Source organism: Pseudomonas sp. CBZ-4 (genome assembly GCF_000346755.1).
Lineage (GTDB): Bacteria > Pseudomonadota > Gammaproteobacteria > Pseudomonadales > Pseudomonadaceae > Aquipseudomonas.
This window is the reverse complement of record NZ_ANNV01000042.1, coordinates 57906-83429: the sequence shown is the minus strand read 5'-3', so window position 1 is coordinate 83429 and position 25524 is coordinate 57906. Positions and strand designations below refer to the sequence as shown.

Annotated in this window: 20 protein-coding genes; 11 read left to right on the top strand and 9 right to left on the bottom strand. The window is 64.0% G+C overall.

Annotated elements, in window-relative coordinates; genetic code table 11:
• Positions 1-52: 52 nt before the first annotated feature.
• Together B348_RS0106100 and B348_RS0106095 are read right to left on the bottom strand one after the other, a co-directional pair.
• On the bottom strand, positions 53-841 hold the full coding sequence (locus B348_RS0106100; protein ID WP_026136603.1) for an ABC transporter substrate-binding protein: 789 nt from the start codon (positions 839-841) through the stop codon (positions 53-55).
• A 93-nt stretch (positions 842-934) separates the two neighbouring features.
• Positions 935-1558 (bottom strand): TetR/AcrR family transcriptional regulator, encoded by a 624-nt coding sequence (locus tag B348_RS0106095; protein ID WP_017735255.1) that lies wholly within the window; start codon positions 1556-1558, stop codon positions 935-937.
• Positions 1559-1711: 153 nt separating this feature from the next.
• On the opposite strand from B348_RS0106095, the gene B348_RS0106090 reads away from it, so the two are divergent.
• From B348_RS0106090 to B348_RS0106055, 8 genes are all read left to right on the top strand, one after another.
• Positions 1712-3490, top strand: a complete 1779-nt coding sequence (locus B348_RS0106090; protein WP_017735254.1) for an acyclic terpene utilization AtuA family protein — start codon at positions 1712-1714, stop codon at positions 3488-3490.
• A 13-nt stretch (positions 3491-3503) separates the two neighbouring features.
• Positions 3504-4376, top strand: coding sequence for an SDR family oxidoreductase (locus tag B348_RS0106085; RefSeq protein WP_017735253.1), 873 nt, complete (start codon positions 3504-3506; stop codon positions 4374-4376).
• 3 nt (positions 4377-4379) lie between these two features.
• Entirely contained in the window at positions 4380-5996 is a 1617-nt protein-coding gene (gene atuC / locus B348_RS0106080; RefSeq protein WP_017735252.1) for a geranyl-CoA carboxylase subunit beta, read from the top strand.
• A gap of 16 nt (positions 5997-6012) precedes the next feature.
• Complete coding sequence (gene atuD, locus B348_RS0106075; RefSeq protein ID WP_017735251.1) at positions 6013-7170, top strand: citronellyl-CoA dehydrogenase; 1158 nt, start codon at positions 6013-6015, stop codon at positions 7168-7170.
• On the top strand, positions 7167-7928 hold the full coding sequence (locus tag B348_RS0106070; protein ID WP_017735250.1) for an enoyl-CoA hydratase/isomerase family protein: 762 nt from the start codon (positions 7167-7169) through the stop codon (positions 7926-7928). Before atuD ends, B348_RS0106070 begins: the two co-directional genes overlap by 4 nt.
• Positions 7929-8039: 111 nt before the next feature.
• Complete coding sequence (locus tag B348_RS0106065; RefSeq protein ID WP_017735249.1) at positions 8040-9923, top strand: acetyl/propionyl/methylcrotonyl-CoA carboxylase subunit alpha; 1884 nt, start codon at positions 8040-8042, stop codon at positions 9921-9923.
• Between the two features lie 72 nt (positions 9924-9995).
• Positions 9996-10538, top strand: coding sequence for an exonuclease domain-containing protein (locus tag B348_RS0106060; protein WP_017735248.1), 543 nt, complete (start codon positions 9996-9998; stop codon positions 10536-10538).
• A 63-nt stretch (positions 10539-10601) separates the two neighbouring features.
• Entirely contained in the window at positions 10602-10886 is a 285-nt protein-coding gene (locus tag B348_RS0106055) for a pyrimidine/purine nucleoside phosphorylase (protein ID WP_010208796.1), read from the top strand.
• Positions 10887-10933: 47 nt separating this feature from the next.
• On the opposite strand, the gene B348_RS0106050 is transcribed toward B348_RS0106055, so the two are convergent.
• Entirely contained in the window at positions 10934-11740 is an 807-nt protein-coding gene (locus B348_RS0106050; RefSeq protein WP_017735247.1) for an MOSC domain-containing protein, read from the bottom strand.
• A gap of 39 nt (positions 11741-11779) precedes the next feature.
• Complete coding sequence (locus B348_RS0106045; RefSeq protein WP_017735246.1) at positions 11780-12715, bottom strand: chemotaxis protein CheV; 936 nt, start codon at positions 12713-12715, stop codon at positions 11780-11782.
• 518 nt (positions 12716-13233) lie between these two features.
• On the opposite strand from B348_RS0106045, the gene B348_RS0106040 reads away from it, so the two are divergent.
• From B348_RS0106040 to B348_RS0106030, 3 genes are all read left to right on the top strand, one after another.
• Complete coding sequence (locus tag B348_RS0106040) at positions 13234-13683, top strand: hypothetical protein (RefSeq protein WP_017735245.1); 450 nt, start codon at positions 13234-13236, stop codon at positions 13681-13683.
• 229 nt (positions 13684-13912) lie between these two features.
• Positions 13913-14806: a sensor histidine kinase gene (locus B348_RS0106035; RefSeq protein WP_017735244.1), complete on the top strand. Its 894-nt coding sequence runs from the start codon at positions 13913-13915 to the stop codon at positions 14804-14806.
• Positions 14803-15462 (top strand): response regulator transcription factor, encoded by a 660-nt coding sequence (locus B348_RS0106030; protein WP_026136602.1) that lies wholly within the window; start codon positions 14803-14805, stop codon positions 15460-15462. Before B348_RS0106035 ends, B348_RS0106030 begins: the two co-directional genes overlap by 4 nt.
• Here the strand turns inward: B348_RS0106030 and yegS are convergent.
• The 5 genes from yegS to B348_RS0106005 all read right to left on the bottom strand — a co-directional run bounded on the left by yegS (position 15421) and on the right by B348_RS0106005 (position 25508).
• Complete coding sequence (gene yegS, locus B348_RS0106025) at positions 15421-16338, bottom strand: lipid kinase YegS (RefSeq protein WP_017735242.1); 918 nt, start codon at positions 16336-16338, stop codon at positions 15421-15423. The genes B348_RS0106030 and yegS overlap by 42 nt on opposite strands.
• A gap of 92 nt (positions 16339-16430) precedes the next feature.
• On the bottom strand, positions 16431-16976 hold the full coding sequence (locus tag B348_RS0106020) for a hypothetical protein (protein ID WP_026136601.1): 546 nt from the start codon (positions 16974-16976) through the stop codon (positions 16431-16433).
• 91 nt (positions 16977-17067) lie between these two features.
• Positions 17068-17394, bottom strand: coding sequence for a hypothetical protein (locus B348_RS0106015; protein WP_017735240.1), 327 nt, complete (start codon positions 17392-17394; stop codon positions 17068-17070).
• Positions 17395-17418: 24 nt separating this feature from the next.
• A complete protein-coding gene (locus tag B348_RS0106010) occupies positions 17419-17730 on the bottom strand; it encodes a hypothetical protein (RefSeq protein WP_026136600.1) in 312 nt (103 codons plus the stop codon).
• 11 nt (positions 17731-17741) lie between these two features.
• Entirely contained in the window at positions 17742-25508 is a 7767-nt protein-coding gene (locus tag B348_RS0106005) for a hemagglutinin repeat-containing protein (protein WP_017735238.1), read from the bottom strand.
• Positions 25509-25524: the final 16 nt, after the last annotated feature.

The following is a 25524-nucleotide window of genomic DNA, read 5'->3' as shown; positions in this document are numbered from 1 at the left end:
CCACCGCTATCGCGGGCAAGCCCGCTCCCACATTTAGATTTTCATTAAGGCTTCAGGGCGCCGGCATCACGTCAATGCGATACGGCTCGAAAATCTTCAGCATCTCGCCGTTTTCCCGCAACCGCTTGAGCAACCCGGCAAACGCCTCGGCGGTGATCGGCGCCTTGGGCCGCAACAACGCGTAGTGGTGATACACCTGGTCGATACGCTCCGACACCAGGAACTGCCCCGCCATGTCCGCATTGCGCACCATGAAATCACTCAGGTACGAACGCGTCACCAGCGCGATATCGGCACGCCCGCGCGCGACCATCAGCAAGTTGCTGTCATGGGAATAGGTCAACGTGGCGTTGAAGTGTTCGGCCATGTACTTGGGGTCGGGGTTGAAGTTGGCGAAGGCGTAGTGATAACCGCTGAACACCGCCAGGCGCTTGCCCGCAAGATCAGCGAAGTAGCCCTGCTCGCGACCGGGCTCACGCTGGGCGACGAACACTTCCGCATCCTCCAGGCCCATGTCGACGCTGGCGTGGGCAATCTTCTGCCAGCCCCATTCGGGGTTTTCGAAGATGGCCATGTCGACCCGGCCCTGCTCGAAATCACGGAAGCGCCGCGGAATGGAGGTGGGCACCAGCACAAACTGGTAGTCGCTCTGCGCGGTGTTCAGGGCCTCCACCAGTTGCGGCAGCAAACCGGTGTCGGCGCCTTGCTCAGGGCGTACGGTGTAGGGCGGAAAATGCGCCGCGCCGATCCTCACCAATTGCGCAGCCGAAGCCGGCGCCCACCCTGCGGTGCCCAGTGCCAAAAAGGTAACTCCTGCAGCCAGCCGCCATGGCGAAAACATTAAGGCACACACCGTTGAATACTCTGATGGCGATAAGCTAGGCGTTTTTGTCGGGAGAGACAACTTTCCACCGTCAAATTAATAGCTTGCTCATCAATCGGCTTTAAGCACCATCAGCAGCGCTTCTTCGGCCAATTGCTCCAGGGTCAGGCTGCCTTCGGCGCGAAACCACGTCGTGGTCCAGGACAACGCCCCGGTGAGAAAGCGCCGGGTGATAAACACATCGCCCCGGATATAACCGGCCGCCTTGGCCTCGCCGAGCACCTGCAACCAGATCTCTTCGTACACATCACGCAGCGCCAGCACCTGCGCCTGGCCTTCGGCCGACAGCGAGCGCCACTCGTACACCAGCACCGCCATGGCCTCGCCGCTGCCGCCCATGATCGATTGCAATTCGCAGCGGATCAGCGCCAGCACGCGCTCGCGCACGTCGCGCGCTTCTTCGAGGGAGGCGCGCATCATCGCGGTGTTGTAGTGGATGGTTTCTTCCATCACCGCCCGCAGGATCTCGTCCTTGCTCTTGAAGTGATGAAAAATGCTCCCGGACTGAATGCCCACGGCACTCGCCAGGTCACGCACCGTGGTGCGTTCAAAGCCTTTGTTGCGAAACAGGTGCGCCGCCGTCTGCAGCAACTTGCCCCGGGCACTGTCGGGGTCGGTCAACTGGCCGCCATCGACCATGGTGCGCATCACCCGCAGGGCTTTGTGCTCATCCATGCCACTCTCCTCTACTTCTACTGACGTCTTGGCCGGCAATTTAGGCCGTGGCCGCGACCCAAGCAAGCGCTTGGGCAAAATCTGTATCGGGAGTTTACAGACCAAGCGCTTGCTTGGTAGTCTCGGCAACAGCCATCAGAGGAAGGATTTCTCATGCGTGACACGGTTCGTATCGGCTGCGCCAGCGCCTTCTGGGGCGACACCTGCACCGCCGCCGCCCAGTTGGTAAACGGCGGCGCGCTGGATTACCTGGTATTCGACTATCTGGCGGAAGTCACCATGTCGATCCTCGCCGGCGCGCGGATGAAAGACCCCCAGGCCGGCTACGCCACGGATTTTGTCGAGGTGCTCACGCCGCTGCTGGCCGACATCCAGCGCCAGGGCATCCGCGTGATCAGCAACGCGGGTGGCATCCACCCCCAAGCCTGTGCCGCCGCCCTGCAAGCGGCCTGTGACAAGGCCGGCATCGCGCTGAAAATCGCCGTGCTGCTGGGCGATGACCTGCAACCCCAACTCAAGCAACTCCACGGCATCAGCGACATGTTCAACGGCGCGCCCCTGCCGCCCGTGTGCGTGTCCGCCAACGCCTACCTCGGCGCGCCGGGCATTGCCGCTGCGCTGGCACTGGGCGCCGATATCGTCATCACCGGCCGCGTGGTGGACAGCGCCGTGGTCAGCGGGGCTCTGGTGCATGCTTTCGAGTGGTCCTGGCACGATTACGACCGCCTCGCCCAAGCCGCCCTGGCCGGGCACATCATCGAATGCGGCGCGCAATGCACCGGCGGTAACTTCACCGATTGGCGCGACGTGCCGGACTATGCACACATCGGCTTCCCCATCGTCGAAGTCAGCGCCGACGGCGCGTTCACCGTGAGCAAAGTCGCGGGCACGGGCGGGCTGATCAGCGAACTGAGCGTGGCCGAACAACTGCTGTACGAGATTGGCGACCCGCGCGCCTACCTGCTGCCGGATGTGATCTGCGACTTCAGCCAGGTCACCTTGCAACAGCAGGGCGAAAACCGCGTGCACCTGCACGGCGCCAAGGGCCTGCCACCGACCGAGCAGTACAAGGTCAGCGCCACCTACCCCGATGGTTTTCGTTGCACCGCCAGTTGCCTGATCGCCGGGATCGATGCCGTCGCCAAGGCCGAGCGGGTCAGCCAGGCGATCATCGACAAGACTGCCGAACTGTTCAGCCAGCGCGGCTGGGCGCCCTACACCGAAGTGAATATCGAACTGCTCGGCAGCGAAGCGACCTATGGCGCCCACGCACGGCGCCACGATTGCCGCGAAGTGGTGGTGAAACTCGCGGTACGCCACCCCAACAAACAGGCGCTGGTGTTGTTTGCCCGCGAGATCGCCCAGGCCGCCACGGGCATGGCGCCGGGGCTGACCGGGATCGTCGGCGGACGGCCCACCGTGTATCCGTTGATTCGCCTGTTTTCATTCCTGGTGGATAAAACCTTCTGCACGCCAGTGATCGACTTTCAGGGCGAGCGCCACACCGTCGAACTGCCCAGCGCCCACCCACTGATAACACCGGCTGCGGCAATCGAACCGCCCCAACCCCAAGGCCTTGCCGACGCCAGCGTGCCCCTGGTCAAACTCGCCGTGGCGCGCTCCGGCGACAAGGGCAACCACAGCAATATCGGGGTGATCGCCCGCGCGCCCGAATACCTGCCATGGATCGCCGAAGCGCTGACGCCCGCAGTGATCGTCGACTGGATGAGCCACGTGCTCGACCCGCTGCACGGCCGCGTCGAACGCTGGTATCTGCCTGGCAGCCACAGCCTCAATTTCCTCTTGGAAAACGCCCTGGGCGGCGGCGGTATCGCCAGCCTGCGCATCGACCCGCAAGGCAAGGCCTTCGCGCAGCAGTTGCTGGAAATCCCCATCGCCGTACCGCAACACCTCGCCGATCAACTCAACTGACAGGAGCGTTGCCGTGGCCTTCGACTCGATCTTCAAAGCCGACCTGTTCCAGGGTTACACCGTGATTGTCACCGGTGGCGGCAGCGGCATTGGCCGTTGCACCGCCCATGAACTGGCGGCCCTCGGCGCCCGGGTGATTCTGGTGGGGCGCAAACCCGAAAAGCTGCAAACCGTCGCCGCCGAAATTGCCGAAGATGGCGGCAGCGCCCACTGGCATAGCTGCGACATTCGCGATGAAGAGGCGGTGAAGGCGCTGGTCACGCAGATCCTCAGCGACCACGGGCCGATCCACGGCCTGGTGAACAACGCCGGCGGCCAATACCCGTCACCGCTGGCGTCGATCAATCAAAAAGGCTTTGAAACCGTGCTGCGCACCAACCTCGTCGGCGGTTTCCTGATGGCCCGGGAAGTGTTCAACCAGTCGATGAGCAAACACGGCGGCGCCATCGTCAATATGCTCGCCGACATGTGGGGCGGCATGCCCGGCATGGGCCACTCGGGCGCGGCGCGCGCGGGCATGGACAACTTCACCAAGACCGCCGCGTTTGAATGGGGCTACGCCGGGGTGCGGGTCAACGCCGTGGCGCCGGGCTGGATTGCCTCCAGCGGCATGGACACCTACGAAGGCGCCTTCAAGGCCGTGATCCCGACCCTGCGCGAGCATGTGCCGCTCAAGCGCATCGGCACCGAGTCGGAAGTCAGCGCCGCCATCGTCTTCCTGCTCAGCCCCGCCGCTGCGTTTATCAGCGGCAGCACCCTGCGTATCGACGGCGCCGCCAGCCTGGGCAGCCGCGCCTGGCCCTTGCACAAGGCACAGCCGCCGAGCGAACCGTTCAATGGCTTTCACCGCGCCTACTTGCCGGATGTCCTCAAGGCGGAGCAATAAACCATGCCGCTGATCGAATCCCTGATCGACCCTCACAGCGCCCAGTTCGCGCAAAACCGAGCAGCCATGCAGGTGGGCATCCAGCACCTGCGCCAGCTGGAGCAGAACCTGCTGGACAAGGCCGAAGAAGCCCGCGCCAAGTTCGACCAGCGTGGGCAACTGCTGCCCCGTGACCGCCTCAACCTGCTGCTGGACCCCGGCGCGCCGTTCCTCGAACTGGCCGGCCTGGCCGGCTACAAGCTGCACGACGACAAGGACGGCAGCGCCGCCGGCGGTGGCTTGATCGCCGGCATCGGCTACGTCAGCGGCGTGCGCATGCTGGTGGTGGCCAACAACAGCGCAATCAAGGGCGGCACGATTTCCCCCAGCGGCCTGAAAAAATCCCTGCGCCTGCAACAGATCGCCCTGGAAAACAAACTGCCGGTGGTGACCCTGGCCGAAAGCGGCGGCGCCAACCTCAACTACGCCGCCGAGATTTTCGTCGAAGGCGCGCGCAGCTTTGCCAACCAGGCGCGCCTGTCGGCCATGGGCTTGCCGCAGATCACCGTGGTGCACGGCTCGGCCACGGCGGGCGGGGCGTATCAGCCGGGGCTGTCGGATTACGTGGTGGTGGTGCGGGGCAAGGCCAAGCTGTTCCTCGCCGGGCCGCCGTTGCTGAAAGCGGCGACCGGCGAAGCGGCGACGGACGAAGAACTGGGCGGCGCCGAGATGCACGCACAAGTCGCCGGCACCGCTGAGTACCTGGCGGAAAACGATGCCGACGGCGTGCGCATCGCGCGCGAAATCGTCAGCGCCTTGCCCTGGAACGAGCGTCTTCCAGCGCCTGCACAGCGCACCTACCGCGAACCGCTGTACCCCATCGAAGACCTGCTGGGCCTGATCCCCGACGACCCGAAAAAGCCCTATGACGTGCGCGAAATCCTCGCGCGCCTGGCGGACGCGTCGAACTTCCTCGACTTCAAAAGCGAGTTCGACGCCCACACCGTCTGCGGCCACCTGCACATCCACGGCCACGCCATCGGCGTGATCGGCAACAACGGCCCGATCACGCCCAAGGGTGCGAGCAAGGCCGCGCAATTTATCCAACTGTGCGACCAGAGCCGTACGCCGCTGCTGTTCCTGCACAACACCACCGGCTTTATGGTGGGCACCGAATCCGAGCAGCAAGGCGTGATCAAGCACGGCGCGAAGATGATCCAGGCGGTGGCGAATGCGCGGGTGCCTAAACTGACCATCGTGGTCGGCGGCTCCTACGGCGCCGGCAACTATGCGATGTGCGGCCGTGGCCTGGACCCGCGCTTTATCTTCGCCTGGCCCAACAGCCGCACGGCGGTGATGGGCGGTGCGCAGGCGGGCAAGGTGCTGCGGATTGTCACCGAGGCCAAGCAGTTGAAAAACGGTGTGGTGCCCGACCCCAAGGTGCTGGACATGCTGGAGCAGGTCACCGCGCAGAAGCTCGACAGCCAGTCCACCGCGTTGTACGGCAGCGCCAACCTGTGGGACGACGGGCTGATTGACCCACGGGACACGCGGACCCTGCTCGGCTTGTTGCTGGATATCTGCCACGAGGCCGACGTGCGCGAATTGCACCCCAACAGTTTTGGTGTGGCGCGTTTCTAACCGGAGAATAAGAACAATGATCTTTACCCAGGAACACCAGGAACTACGCCGCACCGTCCGCGCCTTCGTCGATCGCGAGATCAACCCCCACGTGGATGAATGGGAAAAAGCCGGGCGCTTCCCCATCCACGAAATCTTCCGCAAGGCCGGCGACCTCGGCCTGCTGGGCATTTCCAAGCCGGAACAGTTCGGCGGCATGGGCCTGGACTACAGCTATTCCATCGTCGCCGCCGAAGAGTTCGGCAGCATCCGTTGCGGCGGCATCCCCATGGCCATCGGCGTGCAGACCGACATGTGCACCCCCGCCCTCGCCCGCTTCGGCAGCGATGAACTGCGCGACGAATTCCTGCGCCCGGCCATCAGCGGCGAGCAGGTCGGCTGCATTGGCGTCTCGGAAGTCGGTGCCGGTTCCGATGTGGCCGGGCTCAAGACCCATGCGCGCAAGGACGGCAGCGACTACGTGATCAACGGCAGCAAGATGTGGATCACCAACTCCCCCAGCGCCGACTTCATTTGCCTGCTGGCCAACACCTCCGACGACAAGCCCCATATCAATAAGTCGCTGATCATGGTGCCGATGAACACCGCGGGCATCAGCGTCAGCCCGCCCCTGGAAAAACTCGGCATGCACAGCTCCGAGACCGCCCAGGTGTTTTTCGACAACGTGCGCGTGCCGCAACGCAACCGCATCGGCCACGAAGGCGCAGGCTTCATGATGCAGATGCTGCAATTCCAGGAAGAGCGCCTGTTTGGCGCGGCCAATATGATCAAGGGCCTGGAGTACTGCATCGACAGCACCATCGCGTACTGCAAGGAACGCCAGACCTTCGGCAAGGCGCTGATCGACAACCAGGTCATCCACTTCCGCCTGGCTGAACTGGCCACCGAGATCGAATGCCTGCGCGCGCTGGTGTACCAGGCCACCGAGCAGTACATCAAGGGCCAGGACGTGACCCGCCTGGCCTCCATGGCCAAGCTCAAGGCCGGGCGCCTGGGCCGCGAGGTCAGCGACAGTTGCCTGCAATACTGGGGCGGCATGGGCTTTATGTGGGACAACCCGGTGGCACGCGCCTACCGCGATGTGCGGCTGGTGTCGATTGGCGGCGGCGCCGACGAAATCATGCTGGGCATCATCTGCAAACTGATGGGCACCTTGCCGGGGAAAAAACCATGAACACCTTGCTGCTGGAACCGCACAACGGCGTGCTGCACATCACCCTCAACCGGCCCGGATGTCGCAATGCGATGAGCCTGGAAATGGTCAACGAACTGCACGCGGTATTGGCGCAGTTGGATGGCCGCACGCGCGCCGTGGTGATCAGCGGCGCCGGCGGGCACTTCTGCGCCGGGGCGGATGTGAAGGATCTGGTCAACGCCGGCGACCAATTGCAGGCGCTGAACCGCGCGTTCGGCACCTTGCTGCAAGCCGTCGAGGCGGTACCCCAAGTGGTGATCGTGCTGCTGCAAGGCGCGGTGCTCGGCGGTGGGTTTGGCTTGGCCTGCGTGAGTGATATTGCGATAGCCGATCACCAGGCGCAGTTCGGCTTGCCGGAAACAGGCCTGGGCTTGTTGCCGGCACAGATTGCGCCGTTTGTGGTCAAGCGCATCGGGCTGACCCAGGCCCGCCGACTGGCGCTGACGGCGGCGCGGTTTGATGGCGTGGAGGCGCAGCGGCTGGGCGTGGTGCACTTTACCGAGCGTGATCCGCAGGCGTTGGCCGAGCGGCTGGATGAAGTGCTCGGGCAGGTTTTGCGCTGCGCGCCGGGGGCGAATGGGCGGACCAAGGCGTTGTTGCTGGCCAGTGTGGATGAGCCGCTGGGGGTTGTATTGGATCGGGGCGCGCAGTGGTTTGCCGAGGCGGTGATTGGCGAAGAAGGGATTGAGGGGACGCAGGCGTTTGTGCAGAAGCGCAAGCCAGGGTGGTGCAAATGACGCCATCGCAGGCAAGCCAGCTCCCACAGGAGGAACGCATTTCAACCTGTGGGAGCGGGCTTGCCCGCGATGAGGCCCGAACAAACACCCCATCAGCCAAGGGATAACCCCATGCCCGCCTTCAGCAAAATCCTCATCGCCAACCGCGGCGAAATCGCCTGCCGCATCCAGCGCAGCGCCCAGGCCCTGGGCTACCGCACCGTGGCCGTGTACAGCGACGCCGACGCCCAGGCCCTGCATGTGCAGATGGCCGACGAAGCCGTCAATATCGGCCCAGCGCCCGTGCAGCAGTCCTATCTGAATATCGCGGCGATTCTCGAAGCAGCGCGCATAACCGGCGCCGACGCCATCCACCCCGGCTACGGCTTCCTCTCCGAAACCCCCGACTTCGCCCGCGCCTGCCTCGCGGCCGGCCTGACCTTCATCGGCCCCAGCGTCGCGGCCATCGAGCTGATGGGCAGCAAGCGCCTGTCCAAGCTCGCCATGCTTGACGCAGGCGTGCCGTGCATCGCCGGCTACCAAGGCGGCGCCCAAGATGACGTGACCCTGCAACACGAAGCCGAGCGCATCGGCTACCCGCTGATGATCAAGGCCAGCGCTGGCGGCGGCGGGCGCGGCATGCGCCTGGTGCACACGGCCGACGCCTTGCTGGAGAACCTGCACACGGCGCGCTCCGAAGCGAAAAACGCGTTTGGCAGTGACGAACTGATCCTCGAGCAAGCGCTGATCGACCCGCGCCACGTCGAAATCCAGCTGTTCGGCGACAGCCACGGCCAACTGATCTACCTCGGCGAGCGCGACTGTTCGATCCAGCGCCGCCATCAAAAAATCATCGAAGAAGCGCCCTGCCCGGTGATGACTGCCGAGCTGCGCCAGGCCATGGGCGAAGCCGCCCTCAAAGCCGGGCGCGCGGTGCACTACGTTGGCGCGGGCACCGTGGAATTCTTGCTCGACCGCAACGGCCAGTTCTACTTCCTGGAGATGAACACCCGCCTGCAAGTGGAACACCCGGTCACCGAACTGATCACCGGCCTCGACCTGGTGGACTGGCAATTGCAGATCGCCGCCGGCCAGCCCCTGCCGCTGACGCAAGCGGACGTGACCCTGAGCGGCCACGCCATGGAAGTGCGCCTGTATGCCGAAGACCCGGCCCAGGGCTTCCTGCCGCAAACCGGCGAGGTGCTGCGCTGGCAACCGGCCGCGGGCGTGCGCATTGACCACGGCGTGTGCGCAGGCCAGCGCATCAGCCCGTTCTATGACCCGATGCTCGGCAAGCTCATCGCCCACGGCGCCACCCGTGAGGAAGCGCGGCGCAAACTGCTGCGCGCGGTGGAGGACACGCTGTTGCTGGGCGTGACCACCAACCAACGGTTCCTCGCGGATTTGCTCAAGCAGGGGGATTTTATCCGTGGCGAATTCAGCACCGGGTTTATCGCCGCACACTTCAACCACATCCCGCGCCAGCCGGTCTCGGCCGAACAGCTCAGCCTGGCCGCCGCGCTGTTCTATCAACACAGCGCCGACACCCATCCCCAGAGCCTCGCGGGCTGGCGCAACAACGCCAGCGTCGCGGGCACTTGTCGCCTGGAGGTCAATGACGAACTCCACAGCGTGCCCCTTGCCCCGCTGGCACTCACTACCGACGGCCGCCACGCCACCGTGGTGCTCAACGGCATTAGGCGTCGCGTCGCTTACCACCTCGACGGCGACCAGTTGTGGCTGCCGGGCTTGCACGTGACCAACCGCACCCACCAGGCCGCCAGCCGTCAGGCCGACGTGCAGAGCGGCACGGTCAAGGCGCCGATGGACGGGGCCATCGTTGCTGTGCGGGTCAGCGCCGGTGAGCGTGTGAGCAAAGGCCAGCTGCTGCTGGTGCTTGAAGCGATGAAAATGGAGCATTCGCTGACTGCCGGCATCGACGGAGTGATCAAAGGTGTGCAGGTGATTGCCGGCGATCAGGTGCGCAATCGCCAGGTTTTGCTGGAGATCGAATAACGCCTAGGCGGAACTACGCGGCCGGGCTACGCTCTATCCCCATCAAGAAGGGAAGAGACGGGAACCTGCACGATGCCTCATTGGCTGATTATTGACCTTGAAGCCACGACGGATGACGGCGGCTGGCCCGTGACGGAGATGGAAGTCATCGAGATCGGCGCGAGCCTGGTGAACCGCCAGGGCCGCGAACTGGACCATTTCCAGCGCTTTGTCCGGCCGTTGCGCCGGCCCTTGCTGACGCCCTTTTGCCGGCAACTGACCCACATCACCCAGGCGAATATCGACGCTGCCGCGCCGATCACCGAAGTGTGGCCGCTGTTCGAACGCTGGCTGGGCCAGCACCACGCGCGCCTGGAAGGCTGGGCCAGTTGGGGCGACTACGACCGCAAGCAGCTGGAACTGGAGTGGCAGCGCCATGGCCTGGCCAGCGCGCTGGCCCAAACCCCCCATGTGAACCTCAAGCAACGCTTCGCCAAGGCGCGCCGGCTGGACAAGCCGCTGGGGCTCAATGGCGCGCTGCAATTGGCAGGGATGCAGTTCAACGGCCAGCAACATCGGGCGCTGGAGGATGCGCGCAACACCGCACGCCTGTTGCCGCTGATTTTGCCGGTCTAGGCAGCTCCCCTGCCCTTGGGCATACTGGCCGACCTTTCCAGACCCTTTTCCGAGGATTCACCCATGTTCAAAGTCAACGAGTACTTCGACGGCACCGTCAAGTCGATCGCTTTCGGCACCGCAGAAGGTCCGGCGACCATCGGCGTGATGGCCCCGGGTGAATACGAATTCGGCACCGCCCAGCGTGAAATCATGCACGTGGTGTCGGGCGCGCTGACCGTCAAGCTGCCAGACGCCAGCGAGTGGGAAACCTTCGCCGCCGGCAGCCAGTTCAACGTGCCGGCCAACAGCAAGTTCCAGCTGAAAGTCGCCGTCGACACCGCTTACCTGTGCGAATACCGCGGCTGAGTTTCACCCGCTAAAAAAAAGCCCGTCTCGCAGGAGACGGGCTTTTTTCATTCCAGGATCGTTACCGGCATGCCCACCGCCAACTGGCCGACACCATCGTTGACCAGGTTCTGGCCGAAAATCGCGCCGTTCTCGGTCTTGCGATACGCCTCCAGCGTCACGAAGGGTTCGCGGTCAGGGCTGCGCTCGCCGGTCTGTGGGTCGATGGTGGTGAGGATGCAACGCGAGCACGGCTTGACCGCGCGAAACTCCACATCGCCGATGCGCAGGCGTTTCCAGCCATCTTCGGCAAACGCCTCACTGCCTTCGATCACCAGGTTGGGGCGAAAGCGCAGCATTTCCATGGGCCGGCCGATACGTTGCGACAGGTCGTCGAGGGAGGCCTGGCCGATCACCAGCAACGGGTAACCGTCGGCGAACGCGACCTGGTCATCGTCCTTGCCGTAACCGGCTTCGGTGGTGCGCGCACGCTCCAGGGGGATTTGCACCAGGCGCGTGGGCTTGCCGATAAAGGCGCTGACCCAGGCGGCCGCGCCGTCGCCCGCATCCGGCACGCGCAAGGTGTCGCGCCAGATGGTCACGCCGCGCAACTCGGCGTCGCTGCCGGGCAGGGCCACGTCCAGGGTGGGGTAGCCCGGTGAGCTGAGGGTCAGGCCACCGGCGCTGTTCCACAGGGCCGACAGCTGGCTCATCTTCGCCACGGCGCGCTGGGTGAGGAAACGCCCGCTGGCCTCGTCCACCAGCATCCAGCGTCGATCGCCGTCCAACCCCAGCTTATCCAGGCCGATCTGCTGCAAGACCTCGGCCTTGCCGGACTTCAAGGGGTAACGGTACAACGCGCTGAGACGGAGCATGGGCCTGCAATCCTTGGGGGTAAAGACGCTACCCTAAGGTCAAGCGGGCACTTCGTCCAGCATCAGGCGTTCGCGCACCACGTCCACCAGTTTGTCCGGCTGGAATTTGGAGAGGAAGTTGTCGCAACCGACCTTCTTCACCATCGAGTCGTTGAAGCTGCCCGACAGCGAGGTGTGCAGCACCACGTACAAGCCACGCAGGCGCGGGTCGTTGCGGATCTCGGTGGTCAGGCGGTAGCCGTCCATCTCGGGCATTTCGGCATCGGTGAAGACCATCAGCAGCTTGTCGGTCATCACCACGCCGCTGTCGGCCCAGGCCTTGAGCATGTTCAGCGCCTTGAGGCCGTCACTGGCGATGTGCATCTTCAGCCCCAGCTGGCCGAGGGTGCCGCGCAGTTGCGACAGGGCCACGTTGGAGTCGTCCACCAGCAGCACTTCGCGACCACGGGCGCGTTCCAGCACCGGGTCTTCGAGTTTTTCCCGGGAGACCTTGGCGTTGTACGGCACGATTTCGGCGAGGACTTTTTCCACGTCGATGATTTCCACCAACTGGTCATCGACCTTGCTGATGGCCGTGAGGTAATGCTGGCGCCCGGCGCTGGTCGGCGGTGGCAGGATCGCTTCCCAGTTCATGTTGACGATGCGGTCCACGCCGCCCACCAGGAACGCCTGCACCGACCGGTTGTACTCGGTGACAATAATGGTGCTGTTCGGCCCCGGCACCAGCGGGCGCATGCCGATGGCCTGGGACAGGTCGATCACCGGCAGCGTCTGGCCGCGCAGGTTGACCACGCCGCAGACAAACGGATGGCGCTGGGGCATCAGGGTCAGCTTGGGCAATTGCAGGACTTCCTGCACCTTGAACACGTTGATCGCGAACAGCTGCCGCCCGGCCAGGCGGAACATGAGGATCTCCAGGCGATTCTCACCGACCAGTTGCGTACGTTGATCTACCGTGTCGAGAATGCCGGCCATTAAAAGCTCCTGATGCGCGAAAGGAATGTGCAGCTCATTAAGGTCTGTTATCGGCGGCGAGCGCCAGATCTTGACCCCGGTAAAATGCCACGTAAATCCATTGATGTCACACTGACATCATGCTTTACTGGCCACGCCTCTCCATATGGCACTACAGCGACGTTGCGCGACATTCAAAGCGACGCAAGGTTCCGCTGCCTAAGGGATTCCCCTAGTCACAATCAGGCCCAACCTGATATTCGCAATATCTAATAGCCATTAATGTGACGCCATTCTCATTGCATGAATGGAGTCAGGCTTTTGTTTGCGATGTCCAGCCCACGACCCACGGGTCTTCCAGCGCTTCATATGTGCGCCCGCACGATGCGGGTAACGCACGGCTATCGCGATCACTACAATAAACTTCCTACTAAAAGTTCAGACGCGAACTACAGATCTCCGTCATATTTCAGCGGTAGTTTTACGCCATTCACCCGACGCGGCATCTCATCACCCGACCGTATGTTGTGGAGACTTGCATGATGAATAGCGCAAACGAATGGCAAACCGCACTTCCCGAATTCCTGCTTGAAGCTGAAACCCTGTTGGCGAAGTCGGAAGAATGCCTGAGCCACTTGCACCTGATTCGCAATGACAGCGATGCCATCGAGTGCATGACCATCAGCCTCACCCGACTCGCCGAAAAGGCCGACAACCTGGCCCTGCAGGCGATCAGCGAATTTTCCAGGCACATCCAGTACTTGATTGCCAATGCCGTCAACCCGCTGCAACTGCATGACCAGGCCCTGGATGCCTTGCACGCGTGCCTGACGTTGCTGGCCTGGCAGTTGGAACTGATCGACACGCGCACCGGCGAACTGGGCCTGGATGACAGTGAGCAAACCAACCTGATTGCCACGGTGACCTTGCAGATCCCACAAAAGAACTTCAGCTATAAACCCGAGCAGCGCCTGCATCGAGCGTCATGAGTGCCGCTTGGCCTGGTGGTCGCTTTTAATCGGCTACTTGTCCAGAAACGACAGGAGCAACTTACGCGCGCGCATCCGTTATATGCAGAAAAAGTACGACCCGTTATAACTTCCCAGAACAGGGAAACTGCGCGATTGACGTCTGGCGACCAGCGGTAATCAAAGTGTTACCATGCCGCCCTCGAAGTGACTCAACTTCATGATGCATACAACGTGAAAAGCATCCGCTATGTACGCCAGCCTCAGGTCACTCCTCGTCACATCCATCTCCCGCAGCCATGCACGCCGAATCATTCTCGCGCTGTGCCTGTGTGCGCTGCTGGTCAGCCTGTGGGCCTACGTCCACGCTGCGCCGGTGCCGCTGCTGCTGCTGATCCTCAACCTGGGCACGCTGGCCGTGGTTGCGCTGCAACAATGGGTGTCACGCAAATCCATCAAGTTCCAACCCCAGGAGCTGGCTGACCGCCTGCTGCAAGTCCAGGAAAACGAACGCCACCGCCTGAGCCGGGAGCTGCACGACGATATCGGCCAATTGCTCACCGCCGCCAAGTTGCAGAGTGAATGGCTGCAGCGCCGCCTGCCCCAGGAGTTGCAAGGCCAATGTACAATGCTCGGCAATACCCTGAGTGAAACCCTGGCCAAGGTGCGTGATGTCTCCGCCATCCTCAACCCGCGCCAGCTGACCAGCCTGGGCCTGGAAGCGAGCCTGCGCGCGCACTTGCTCAAGACCCTGGAAAACAGCCCCACGCACTGGAGCCTGGAATGCCAGCAACGGCTGACCGGCATCCCCGAGGAAATGGCCGTGGCCGCGTTTCGCATCACCCAGGAGGCGGTGACCAACATGCAACGCCATGCCCAGGCACGCAACCTGGTGGTGCGCCTGCAACGCCTGCCCGAAGGGCTGTCGCTGACGATCTACGACGATGGCCAGGGCTTTTCACCCGCCCTCGACCCCGGCCGCGAAGGCCAACGGGGCATGGCTGGCATGTCCGAACGCATCGATCAACTGGGCGGCTCCCTGTCCGTGGTCAGCCATCCCGGCACCGGCACGCGGATCGACGCGCTTTTCCCCTGGGCGCCGCGCGCCCTCGAACGGGCCAGCGCGCCCAAGGTGCTTGAGTGACCTGTAATTTATTGCTGGTGGATGATCACGCGTTGATCAGGGCCGGCGTGCGTGCGCTGATCCTCGATATTCCCGGCTACGCGGTGGTGGGCGAAGCCAGCGACGGCGCGCAGCTGCTCGCACAGTTCAACGCCCTGCAACCGGATATCGTGCTGCTCGACCTGTCGATGAAACACACCGGTGGCCTCGATGCCTTGCAGCAACTCAAGAGCGCGCACCCCAAGAGCAAGGTGCTGATCCTGTCGATGCACACCGACCCGGAACTGATCATGCGTGCCCTCGAGTGCGGCGCCCACGGCTACCTGCTCAAGGACACCAGCGCCAGCGAGCTGGAACATGCGCTGTTGGCGCTGCGCAACAACGAACGTTACCTGAGCCCGGCGATTGCCCACACGGTGATCAACCAGGCGCTGGTGCGCAACCAGGGGCCGGTGTCCCCGGTAGTCCACAGCCACAACCTCACGGCGCGCCAGCTGGAGATCCTGCGCTTGATCGTGCGCGGCAAGTCCACCCGGGAAATCGCCCACGGCCTCGGCTTGAGTATCAAGACCGTGGAGGCGCACCGCTCGCAGATCATGAAGCGCCTGCAGATTTTCGACGTGGCGGGCCTGGTGTTATTCGCGGTGCGCGAGCAGATCATCAGCCTCGACGACTAGCGGCGAACCCACCGGCAGGTGCACGCGCAAGGCCTTGGGCAAGGCGACAAAACGCAAGTCATCGCCCTTCAGCGGCTCGCCATCCAGATTGATGTACAGCCCGTCGGCGACCTTGATCTCAACCCACGGCAGGCGCGCGCGCACAAACATATTGTCCAGCCCACCGTCGCTCATCAGCGTCAGCAAGGTGCCGACCACTTCCTGCGGCGCCGGCAGAATGCTGATGTCGAGCAAACCATCATCGACCACCGCGCCCGGGCACAGCACATGCCCGCCGCCCGCCTGGCGGCCGTTGCCGATGCCCAGCGCGAGCAGGTCGCCTTTCCAGTGGAAGCCCGGCCCTTCCAGCTCACCGTAAGCCGCCTTCAGTTCACTGAAACGGGTCAAGCCGGTAAACAGGTAGGCGGCGCCACCGAGGACCTTCTTCAAGTCTTCGGAGGTGTTGGCCGTGACCTGGCTGCCGAAGCCGCCGGTGGCCATGTTGAGGAAGACCTGCCCGCCGGCCTGCCCCAGGTCGATGGCCCTTGGCGGCACATCCAGCAGCGCCAGCGCCTGGGCCGGCTCCAGTGGCACGCCGGCGGCGCGGGCGAAGTCATTGGCGGTGCCCAGGGGCATCAGCACCAGGCTGGCGTCGGTCTTGGCGTGGGCCATGGCTTCGGCGACGTCACGCAAGGTGCCGTCGCCACCGCCCGCGATCAAATGGGTGTAGCCCGCATCCAACGCCTCATGGACCAGGCGCTCGGCATCACCGCCCTCCCACGTGACCCGTACCGCCAGCTCCCAGCCCTGCTCACGCCGGGCCTGCACGGCCGCGCGCACGTCCTCGTTGAGGGCTTGCTTGCCGTGGAGGATCAACAGTGCCTTGGGGCTGGTCATAGCGGGCTTACTCCTGGTTGCAAAGGTGCATGAAGGATGTGGACCTTTGCTGGCGGAAAAAAAGCCATGGTGACGCAAATTAATTGCGCCGGTCAGAAATTATCCATCGCGTTGCACATCGGGACCTTGCTCACCGGCGTCGGCTCGATGCGCTGCCATTGCTTGCCGTCCACCGGCAACTCGTCGAGCAGGAACGAACAATCCGCCGACATCGACGCCTGCACCATGTAGTCGCGCCCGGGCTTGGGCACGAACGTCATGGTCTTGGCGCACTGGCGAGGGTATTGCAGCCGACCCAGGTAGTGGAATGCGATGGGCTTGTTGGCCGGCACCACCAGCTCCGACGTGACCGCGCCCGCCCACGAATAGACGGGGCCGGGCATGCCGAGGCTGGCGCCGTTGTGATCCGGGAAACCGGCTTTGACCGAGGCCATCACCCCGGCGCCGGGCACGCTCCAGTCCAGGCAATCACGCCCCGGCACCGCACGTACCAGGCCGTCGGTGACCAGGCGCACGCGGGCGGTCTCGCCACTTTGCGGCGGCACGTAGCCGGTGGACAGCGAACGGATATTCGCCACCTGGCCGCAACCACCGAGCGCCAACAGCAGCACGGCGGGGATAACAGGTAACAGTCTCATCTGCATAAGTACTCCATGGAAACGCTGAACCTGTGGCGAGGGAGCTTGCTCCCTCGCCACAGGTTGAGTGTTCATCCTTAACGGACAGGCGTCAGGGCTGGCGGCAGTTCTGGTTGACCGACAAGTTCGGCGCCGGCTCATAGCTCACGCGCTGCAAGCCATCGGCGCCCTGGAACAGGAAGTACTTGGCGCGGCAGTCCTTGAACATCGGCGAATACCCCTCGGCCCGGAAGCCCTGGCCATCGACCTGCTTGGTCACGGTGTTGTTGCGGCTGACCACGGCCAGCACCTTCTGGTAGCTGTCACCCATGTTCACCCCGGGCTCGCCGGTGATGGCCGCCGACGAGGCGCAACCGCCCAGGGTGATTGCCGCCAGCACCAGTGCAGCGCCGTACAGTCCATTGCGTAAAGTGTTCATTGCGTGTGTCCTTTGGGTGAGGGATTAACGGCGGCCGTCACAGACCGGCGACTCACCGATACGGCCGAGCTTGCACAGGTCCATATTGTCTTTACGCGTGAAGCCTGCGTCCTTCATGCAGTAGAAGCGCGTCAGCACCACATCGATCGGCGAGTTGTCTCCCGTTCCCGCCAAGTTGGTGTAACCGCAGGCGCGCATTGCACTCTTGACGCCCTCTAAAGAGACTCCGCTTTTTTGCCACTCGGTGAAATCCGGAGGCGGCGGTTGAAAGCCCCTTCCTGTACAGCCGAGCAATAGGAAAACGCAAACACTCGACAGCAAACTGCTCCTGAACATGACGCCCTTCCTCATTGTTTGACGCGCATGAAATGTGACATGCCATCGGGTGAGTCCATCCAGAATGGCCGGCAGTTATCCCCGCCCTTGCCATAGCAGTTATGCACGGTTTTATCGCCGCCCAGCACTTTCAGCCACTCCCACAGGCGGACGCTGCCATCTGGAATCGTACCGCCAGTCCCGGCGTTGAAACCTACGCCCGGTGTCCGCGCAACGGGGTCGAAATTGTGGTTCTGGTACTGCAGCGCCATCGCCTCGCGCTGTGCTTCAAAACTGAGCGATGAACGGTCCTGCAAGACCCCCAGCAGCGAATCGGCCTTTTGCACGCTGTAGGCCGCGCCGAAGAAGTTCATCGACGTGCCGCCCAGCACACCCACGTTTGCCGGATCACGCGCCAACGACTCCATCGCACTGCCCGTGGTCAACGTGCCACGGCTGTGACCATCGATGTGTAGCCCGCTTTGACCAAACTGGACCATATAGTCCTTGGTCTGCACGGCTGCGTTGGACAAGCCCCAGAAATCATTTTCGAAATTCTTCTGATAGGCCGCGATCATCAACTCGGACGTGAAGTTGTTGGCTTTCTCGAAGTGGATCAAATACTGCGGCCCGGTATCGGCACTGCTGTGTTGTTCGGCATATTTGGCCGCACCGTCGATGTCGTTGAAAATACCGTTGTTGGCAATGTGTACCTTGCCATCCGGCCCAGGCTTGAGGTTGCGCTTTTCTTCGTCGTTCAATTCCCGGCGCTGAACGTTGCCCTTTTCATCGAGCATCGCCTTGCCATCTTTGTCTTTCAACACCTCATACACCCGCGCCTTCTCAAGGAAGATCTTGCGATACGCCTCATCCGCCAGCATCGACACCTGGTTGTAGAACTCACGCTTGATCTCTTGCTCAGCCTCGACCTTGCGCCCCATCTCCGCCACGTCCAGGCGCTCCACGGCAACGTGGGCAGCCTCGGTATTGCGGTTGAGGTTGGCAATCGTCTGGTCAACCGTCATCCCGGCGACCACGCGCTGGCGCTCGGCATTGGTGATCACCAGGGTGCCGGCGCTGATGGCGCTGCGGGTGTCGCTCTCGGCGGAGTCGGAATCCGAACCGTTGGCGAGGCTGTTGGCGAGCAGCGCCTTGGCCGTGCCGAGCTTGCCGTCGAGCATGTCCGAACTGAGCTCCACCCCGGAAGTCTTGACGCTCGCTTCGGAGGTGTTGTGGATGTCGGCCACGGTCAGCGTGCCGGTGGTCAGGCTGTTCTTGCCGTCGGCGATGGCCTTGTCGGTGCTGGAAATCACGCCGCCCTTGAGGTCGGTGTTGCCGCGCACGTTGAGGTCGAAACCGCCGTCGCCGGCGCGAATCCCCGATTGCTCGATGACGCTGGCAAAGTTGGACTTCTGCTTGGTGTTGCTGGAGCTGAAGCTGGCCGTTGCAGCGCCGGCGCAGACCGGCGGGATGCAGATGCTGATGCCGGCACTCATGCTCTTCTGCTCGGAGGCAAATGTGCTGGTGTCTTGCAGGCTCTCGATATTCAAGTCGCCGCCGACGTCGGCCTTGACCTTGTCAGCCGAGACCACCGCGCCGCGCAAGGTGGTGTCCTTGCCGGACACCAAGGTTGCCTGATTGCCCGCCGTCACATGGGTATTGCTCCAGACCAGGTCATTGCCATCGGCATTGCCGCGGCTTTGGGACGCCGAAGCGTTGAAGCTCAGGCCGTTCTTCTCGCTGCCAAAGGAGATGCCGATCCCCAGGCTGCCGTTCACGCTTTTGTTGGTGCTGTGTTGCTCGATGGTGTTCTCAGCACCCGCCAGCAGGATATTGCCGTCGGCCTTGAGCAACGCATCGTTGCCGGCAGTGATCTGGCTGCCCTGCACCGTCAGGTCGTTATTGCGCTTGCCGCCGGTGGCCACAATCGACACATCGTGCCCTGCCGCCACGGTCGAGCCGGCCGCCGTGTTGGAGGTCTGCTCGCTTTTGTTCTCGCTCTTGTTCATGCCCAGGGCGATGCTCAAGTTGATCCCGCCCGCCGCTGCCGGGTCGGCCATCACTTGGGTATGTGCTTCGGTGCCGGCCCAAAAGGTGTTCAGCGCGGCCAGGGTTTTCATGCGTTTGTCGTCGGTGCGCTCGGCGGCCTTGTTCATGCGCTGGCCGGTTTGCACCGCGTTGACGATCGGGTTGGTCAGGGTCAGGCTCACGCCGGTCTGCTTGAAGCGCTGCTCCTGCTGCTGCGCGGCGAGGTTGCGCGCTTCGAGGATATTGACCTCGGACGCCTCGATCGACACATCGCCCTTGGGCGCGCTGACATTGCTGCCGACTTGGCGGTATTCGCCACCGGAGCTGATCAGCACATTGCCGTCGGTGGAACCCACGCTGCTGGCGGCGGCCGTGGTCTGCTGGCTGCTGTCCTTGTTGGTCTGTTGCTGCGAGCCGATGGTGACGGCAATCGCGCCGCCGCTGAACATGCCGCTGGTCTTCACGTCCTTGGTGTGTTTTTCGTCGAGGGTCTCGGTGGCCGCCAACACCTTGATGTCATTGCCCGCCACCAGCGCCGTGCCCGAGGTCGAGACCACGTTGCTGCCGGTAATGGTGATGTTGTTGCCGGCCTGCATCACCGCCTGCTCGCCGCTGAAGGTCGAGCCTTGCGCGGTGGTCTGGGCCACCGTGTCACGGGTGGTGGTGGTCTTGCTGGAGAACATGCCGTTGCTGCCCTTGACCTTGTGCGCCTCGTCCGCCGTGCTGAAGCGCTCGCTGGCTTCGACGTTGATGTCGCGGTTGGCGCTGACAGCCACGGCACCGGCGTCACTGTTGACCAGCGCGCCGCGTGCCTGCACGTCACGCCCGGCGCCCAGGCGGATATCGCCCGTGGCTTGTACCGAGCTGCCGACTTCGCTGCGCCCGGCTTCCTTGCGCCAGTTGTCGCCGTCCCATTGGTTGGCCTGGGTGAAGGACTCGTTCACCGTGCTCAAGGTGATGTCGTTGCCCGCCACCAGCGCCGTCTTGCCGCCGACGCCGGTGTTGCTGACCTGGGCCGCTTGCAGGTTGATGTTGTTGCCGGCGGTGGCAATCAGGTTGGCCGCCGGTGCCGACACATACAGCCCTGCTACACGCGACAAGGCGGTGCGGGTGCCCTGCGCGCTTTCGCTGTCGGTGGTGATCGAACGCACGTTGATGTCGTTGCCGGCACTCAGCGCCAAGCGACTGTTGGCGCTGATCAGGCCGCCGATGTTGTTCAGGTCCTGGCTGGCATTCAACGACACGTCGTTGCCCTGGATGCGCCCGCCAAGGTTGTTGAGGTTCTGCACGCTGACGTTCACGCCATCGCGCCCGGAAAGACTGCCGCTGTTGACCAGGTCACCGCGCACGTCGAGGTTCAAGGTACGCCCGGCCATCAACGCGCCGGAACCGTCGATATCACCTTCACGCACCCGCACGTACACCTGCGGCACCAGCACCTTGCGCACTTCGCCGCTGGCCAGGGTCACGTCCTTGGACACCAGCCACACGATATCGCTGGTCAACTGCGCCATTTGCGCGGCGGTCAGCGCCACGCCCGGGATCAGCTTCCACTGGTCGGCCAGGGTCACGGCGCTGTCGATCATGCCGCGATACTGCGCTTCGTCACTCGCATAGCCATCGACAAAGCGGCGCCCGGTGAGTTGGGCGACTTGTTCGCGGATCAGCTTCTGCTCGTAGAAGCCATCGCCGAGGCGCTGCTGGGTGCCGGCCGGGTCGAGGTTCAGGCGTTCGAGCATGTAGTCCGAGGACAGCCACTTGCCGTAGTTGGCGAAGCGCGGGTCGGTCTCCACCAGGTAACCGGCGGTGCTGTTGGGGTTGATCTGGTACAGGCTGCTGTTGGGCAGGTCCGGGTTGAAGCCACCGGTGCGGATCTGCTCCACCGCGCCGCCCGCGTTCTGCTGGGTCAGCGCTTGCACTTCGCTGATCGGGGTCACCGCGTAGGTGCGCCCGGCGCCGGCCAGGTCACCCGTGCCGGCCGCGCTGTCGGTGACCTTGGCCAAGACCAGCGCGCCCACCTGGGTGCCCGTGCCGTTGATCGCCGCGTACTCGGTAAACACCGTCGGTTTCAGCGAGATCTGCTCGATCAACGGCGCCGGGGTATACGCCGTGACGTTAAGGCCCTGGCGGTCGCGGCCCTTGCGCTGGATGCGGTAGTAGCTGGCCAACGTGCCGTTGTCGGTGGTGACCTTCTGGCCGGTCAGTTCGGTGTTGATCACCGTGCCGACGCTGGCATTCAGCGCCTGGCCGGCGATGATCCGGCTCTTGTCGTTGAACACCTGGTCGGCAATCAGGTTGATGTTGCCACCGGCGAGGATCTGCGCCGGGTCCGAGGCGACGATCTGCGTCTCGGTGACGGTGCGGTTGTAGTCGTAGCGGAGCCAGCGCGTGCCGTAGCCTTCCGGTGTCACCAGGTGCAGGACTTCGTCGTTGTACAGCGAGATCTGCCCCGGCAGGTAGCGGTTGGTCGAGCCCGACAGCAGGTATTCCTGCAAGGCCTGGGTGGACACCTGCACCTGCTGGGTGGCGAAGTGTTCGTTGGTGTTGTTGATCTGCTTGGCGTTGACGCTGAGGCTGCCCAGCGCTTCGACGGTGGCGCTGGCGTTGTTCAACACCTGCGCCTGGCCCGTGGCCTGGTCATTGGCATCCAGGGCGCCGCCGATCAGCAGGTTGCCGGTGCTGAAGATCAAGCCGTGCTCACGGTTGTTGATGACCTGCGCGCCGATATCCAGGCGGTTGCGTGCGGCAATCGTTGCGGCGGATGCGCCTTCAAGGGTGTTGTTCAGGGTGCCGGCGGAGATGGCGAGCAGGTCGCCATAGATGCGCCCGGTGCCGAGGTTGTTCAGGGTCGCGGTGGTCAGGCGCGTGGCTTCGCCGTCGATCAGGCCACGGTTGTCCAGTTGTGTGGCCGCGTTGACCTGCACCTTCGGCGCACTGATCACACCGCTGGCGGTGTTGTCGACAACGTTGGCGTCGAGGCGCAGCAGGTTGCCGGCCTGGAGCGCGCCCTGGTTGGTCAGGCGCCCGCTGGTGGCCAGCGACACGTTGCCGTTGGCCTGGAACAGGCCGTTGTTGACGAAGTCCTGGGTCAGGCGGAAGGTCAGGTCACCCAGGCTGAGAACCTTGCCGTTGCCGCCGTAGCTGGCGCTGTCGAGCAGCAGCGATTGCCCGGCGATCAGGGTGCCCGCGCCGTTATTGATAGCCTGGCGTTTTTGCGCGAGGTCACGATCGGCCACGGTCAGCGTGCTGCCAGCCGAGATGATCCCTTGTTCGTTGTCCAGGGTGCCGCTGCCGGTAACGCTCAGCGTCGTGTCGGCGACGATCGAACCGCCACGGTTGCTGACGCTGTCCGCATCCATCGCGACGGACTGGCCCTTGATACCCTGGTTGGCGCCCTGGGTGCTGCTGTTATCCACACTGGCAGCGGTCAACAGCAGGTGCCCGTCGGCGCGCAACAGACCGGCCTGGTTGCTCAGGTGCTGGGCGTTGACGTCCAGGGTGGCGGCGCTGCCGATAAAACCCTGGTCGTTGAGCAACTGGCCCGCACGCACTCTGACGTCGCGCTGGCCGAGGATGCCACCGGTGCTGCCGGAGTTGCGGTTGCTCAGCTGTTGGCCGTGGGTGTCGATCTTCAGGCTCGACTTGGCCTGCACGATGCCGCCGTCGTTGTTCAGCACGCCGCTGTCGACGGTCAGGGTATCGCTGGCATTCAGGGTGCCCTGGGCGTTGTTCAATTGCTGGCCCTGGGTGTTGAGCAACAACTGCGCGCCGGTGATCACCCCGCTGCTGTTGCTCAAGCCTTGGGCGTTGACGGTCAAGGCCTTCGCGGCTTCCAGACGACCGCCGGTGTTGTCGAGCGCCGTTGCGTCGCTGTTGAGCAGCAGGTCGCCCGCGACCGAACCGAGGGTGCCGCCCTGATTCAGGACGCTGCCGGCCTTGACCGTCAGCGTCTGCGTCGCCGCGACGGTGCCCTTGGCATTGTTCAATTGCGCGGCGGTGACTCCCAGCGCGCCGCCGGCGGTGATCTGCCCGTTGCTGTTGTCCAGGGTGCCGCCGTTGAGGGTCAGCTGCGCGGCGCTCACCAGCTTGCCGTTGCCGTTGGCCAGGTGCTGGCGGGCGGTGACGGACAAATCGCCAAGGGCACCGGACTGCACCAGGCCGCCGCTGTTGTTCAGGCTGTCGGCACTGACGTCGAGGCCGCCGCCGCTGGCGAGGATGCCGCTGCTGTTGTCGAGGTTGCGGGTGACGCTCACGCGCATGCCGGCAGTGCCGGTCTGCACCCATTTGCCGCCGACGTTGGACAGGTCCAGCGCGGTGACGCCGATCTGCGCCGCGCCGACCTGGGCGGCATCGCTGAGCAGGGCCTGATTGGCGTTGGCGGTCAGGGCCTGGCTGGCGGTGACGCGGCTGCGGCGCAGGTCCAGGTTGCCAGCGGTGCTGGTCAACGCGACGGTCTGGGCCGAGGTCTGGCTGTCACTGAGGTCAACCTGCGCGGCGTTGGCGGTAAGCTTTTGCGCCGCAAGGTTCTGCCCCTTGGCCGTGATCGTGCCGGCCGAAGTCAGGGTCAGCGAACCACTGTCGCCGAGCTTGCCGGCGCTGTCGACGCCCGCCGCGAGTGCGGAACCGGCCTGGCTGCGAATCGCGCCCTTGGCGGTCAGGCGCGCATCGCCCTGGGCGGAGGCAATGCCCTTGTTGTCGATATCGGCGGCGGTATTCAGGTCCAGGTTGCCTTGGGCGTACAGCGTGCCGCTGTTGTCGATGCCCTTGTCAGCGGTGGCCGTCAGCTGGGTGGCGCTGCTGATCTGGCCACGGTTTTCGATGCGCCCGTCACTGCCAATCACCACTTCACCGGCGCTGGAGCCGATCTGCCCGGCGTTGCGCACGCCCACGCCGGCGCCGTTGCCCACCAGGGTGATCTTGCCGGCATACATGCCGCCCAGTTGCGCCACGTCGATGGCTACCGCTGGTGTGTCAGCGGGCGCGGCACCGGTGGTGCCCGCCTTGATCGTCAGGTCCTTGGACCAGATGCCCGCGTTGACTTCGACCGTGCGCGCAATGATCTCGGTGTAGTCGGCGCGGCTGCTGTCCATGCCTTCGCCACCGATGCTGATCTTGCCGCCCGAGACCTGGTAGCCGCTGATCAGGCCATTCTCGAACTGCGCGCGCCCGGTGGTCAGCGTGGCGCGGTCGGCGTTGATAAAGCCGCACCCTTCGCACGCGATGCCCGACGGGTTGGCAATCACCACCTGGGCCTTGGAACCGGCCACTTCGACAAACCCGCGCAACTGGCTCGGGTTGCTCGAATTGACTTCGTTGAGGATCACCCGCGCGCTGCCATTGGCCAGCGCACGGTTGCCTTCGATCCAGCCGGCCAGTTGGGTCTGGCTGTTGGTCGCGGCGTTGTTGAGGATCACCCCGCGCTTGTCCACGTCGAACTGCGAATAGGTGTTGCGCGACACGCCTGCGTCGCTCGGGCGGGTGATGTCCACCACCGGCGCGCCATTGCCAGCGGCACCGATGGTCGGGCGTTGGCCCGCCGGTGCCGAGCCATCGGCCACGATCTGCGCCTGCACCGGCGCCACCAGGGTGACCCAGCCCATGCCCACCATCAGCGCAAACCGCAGCGGCGTGAGGGTTGCCGTCACCGGGCTGACCGAGGACACGCCGCGCGTGGTGCCGGGGGCCTTGCAGGCGCTCTTGACGTTCTCGGCCACCACCATCAGCAGGCCGCGGGCCTTGTTGAATACAACTCGAAACAGATGCTTATTCATGCAGATCCTTTGCGCG

What these genes read in the sequence shown, in the direction of transcription:
- B348_RS0106100 (WP_026136603.1), bottom strand. Translation starts at nt 841, where the DNA reads ATGTTTTCGCCATGGCGGCTGGCTGCAGGAGTTACCTTTTTGGCACTG.
- B348_RS0106095 (WP_017735255.1), bottom strand. Translation starts at nt 1,558, where the DNA reads ATGGATGAGCACAAAGCCCTGCGGGTGATGCGCACCATGGTCGATGGC.
- B348_RS0106090 (WP_017735254.1), top strand. Translation starts at nt 1,712, where the DNA reads ATGCGTGACACGGTTCGTATCGGCTGCGCCAGCGCCTTCTGGGGCGAC.
- atuC (WP_017735252.1), top strand. Translation starts at nt 4,380, where the DNA reads ATGCCGCTGATCGAATCCCTGATCGACCCTCACAGCGCCCAGTTCGCG.
- atuD (WP_017735251.1), top strand. Translation starts at nt 6,013, where the DNA reads ATGATCTTTACCCAGGAACACCAGGAACTACGCCGCACCGTCCGCGCC.
- B348_RS0106070 (WP_017735250.1), top strand. Translation starts at nt 7,167, where the DNA reads ATGAACACCTTGCTGCTGGAACCGCACAACGGCGTGCTGCACATCACC.
- B348_RS0106065 (WP_017735249.1), top strand. Translation starts at nt 8,040, where the DNA reads ATGCCCGCCTTCAGCAAAATCCTCATCGCCAACCGCGGCGAAATCGCC.
- B348_RS0106060 (WP_017735248.1), top strand. Translation starts at nt 9,996, where the DNA reads ATGCCTCATTGGCTGATTATTGACCTTGAAGCCACGACGGATGACGGC.
- B348_RS0106055 (WP_010208796.1), top strand. Translation starts at nt 10,602, where the DNA reads ATGTTCAAAGTCAACGAGTACTTCGACGGCACCGTCAAGTCGATCGCT.
- B348_RS0106050 (WP_017735247.1), bottom strand. Translation starts at nt 11,740, where the DNA reads ATGCTCCGTCTCAGCGCGTTGTACCGTTACCCCTTGAAGTCCGGCAAG.
- B348_RS0106045 (WP_017735246.1), bottom strand. Translation starts at nt 12,715, where the DNA reads ATGGCCGGCATTCTCGACACGGTAGATCAACGTACGCAACTGGTCGGT.
- B348_RS0106040 (WP_017735245.1), top strand. Translation starts at nt 13,234, where the DNA reads ATGATGAATAGCGCAAACGAATGGCAAACCGCACTTCCCGAATTCCTG.
- B348_RS0106035 (WP_017735244.1), top strand. Translation starts at nt 13,913, where the DNA reads ATGTACGCCAGCCTCAGGTCACTCCTCGTCACATCCATCTCCCGCAGC.
- yegS (WP_017735242.1), bottom strand. Translation starts at nt 16,338, where the DNA reads ATGACCAGCCCCAAGGCACTGTTGATCCTCCACGGCAAGCAAGCCCTC.
- B348_RS0106020 (WP_026136601.1), bottom strand. Translation starts at nt 16,976, where the DNA reads ATGAGACTGTTACCTGTTATCCCCGCCGTGCTGCTGTTGGCGCTCGGT.
- B348_RS0106015 (WP_017735240.1), bottom strand. Translation starts at nt 17,394, where the DNA reads ATGAACACTTTACGCAATGGACTGTACGGCGCTGCACTGGTGCTGGCG.
- B348_RS0106010 (WP_026136600.1), bottom strand. Translation starts at nt 17,730, where the DNA reads ATGTTCAGGAGCAGTTTGCTGTCGAGTGTTTGCGTTTTCCTATTGCTC.
- B348_RS0106005 (WP_017735238.1), bottom strand. Translation starts at nt 25,508, where the DNA reads ATGAATAAGCATCTGTTTCGAGTTGTATTCAACAAGGCCCGCGGCCTG.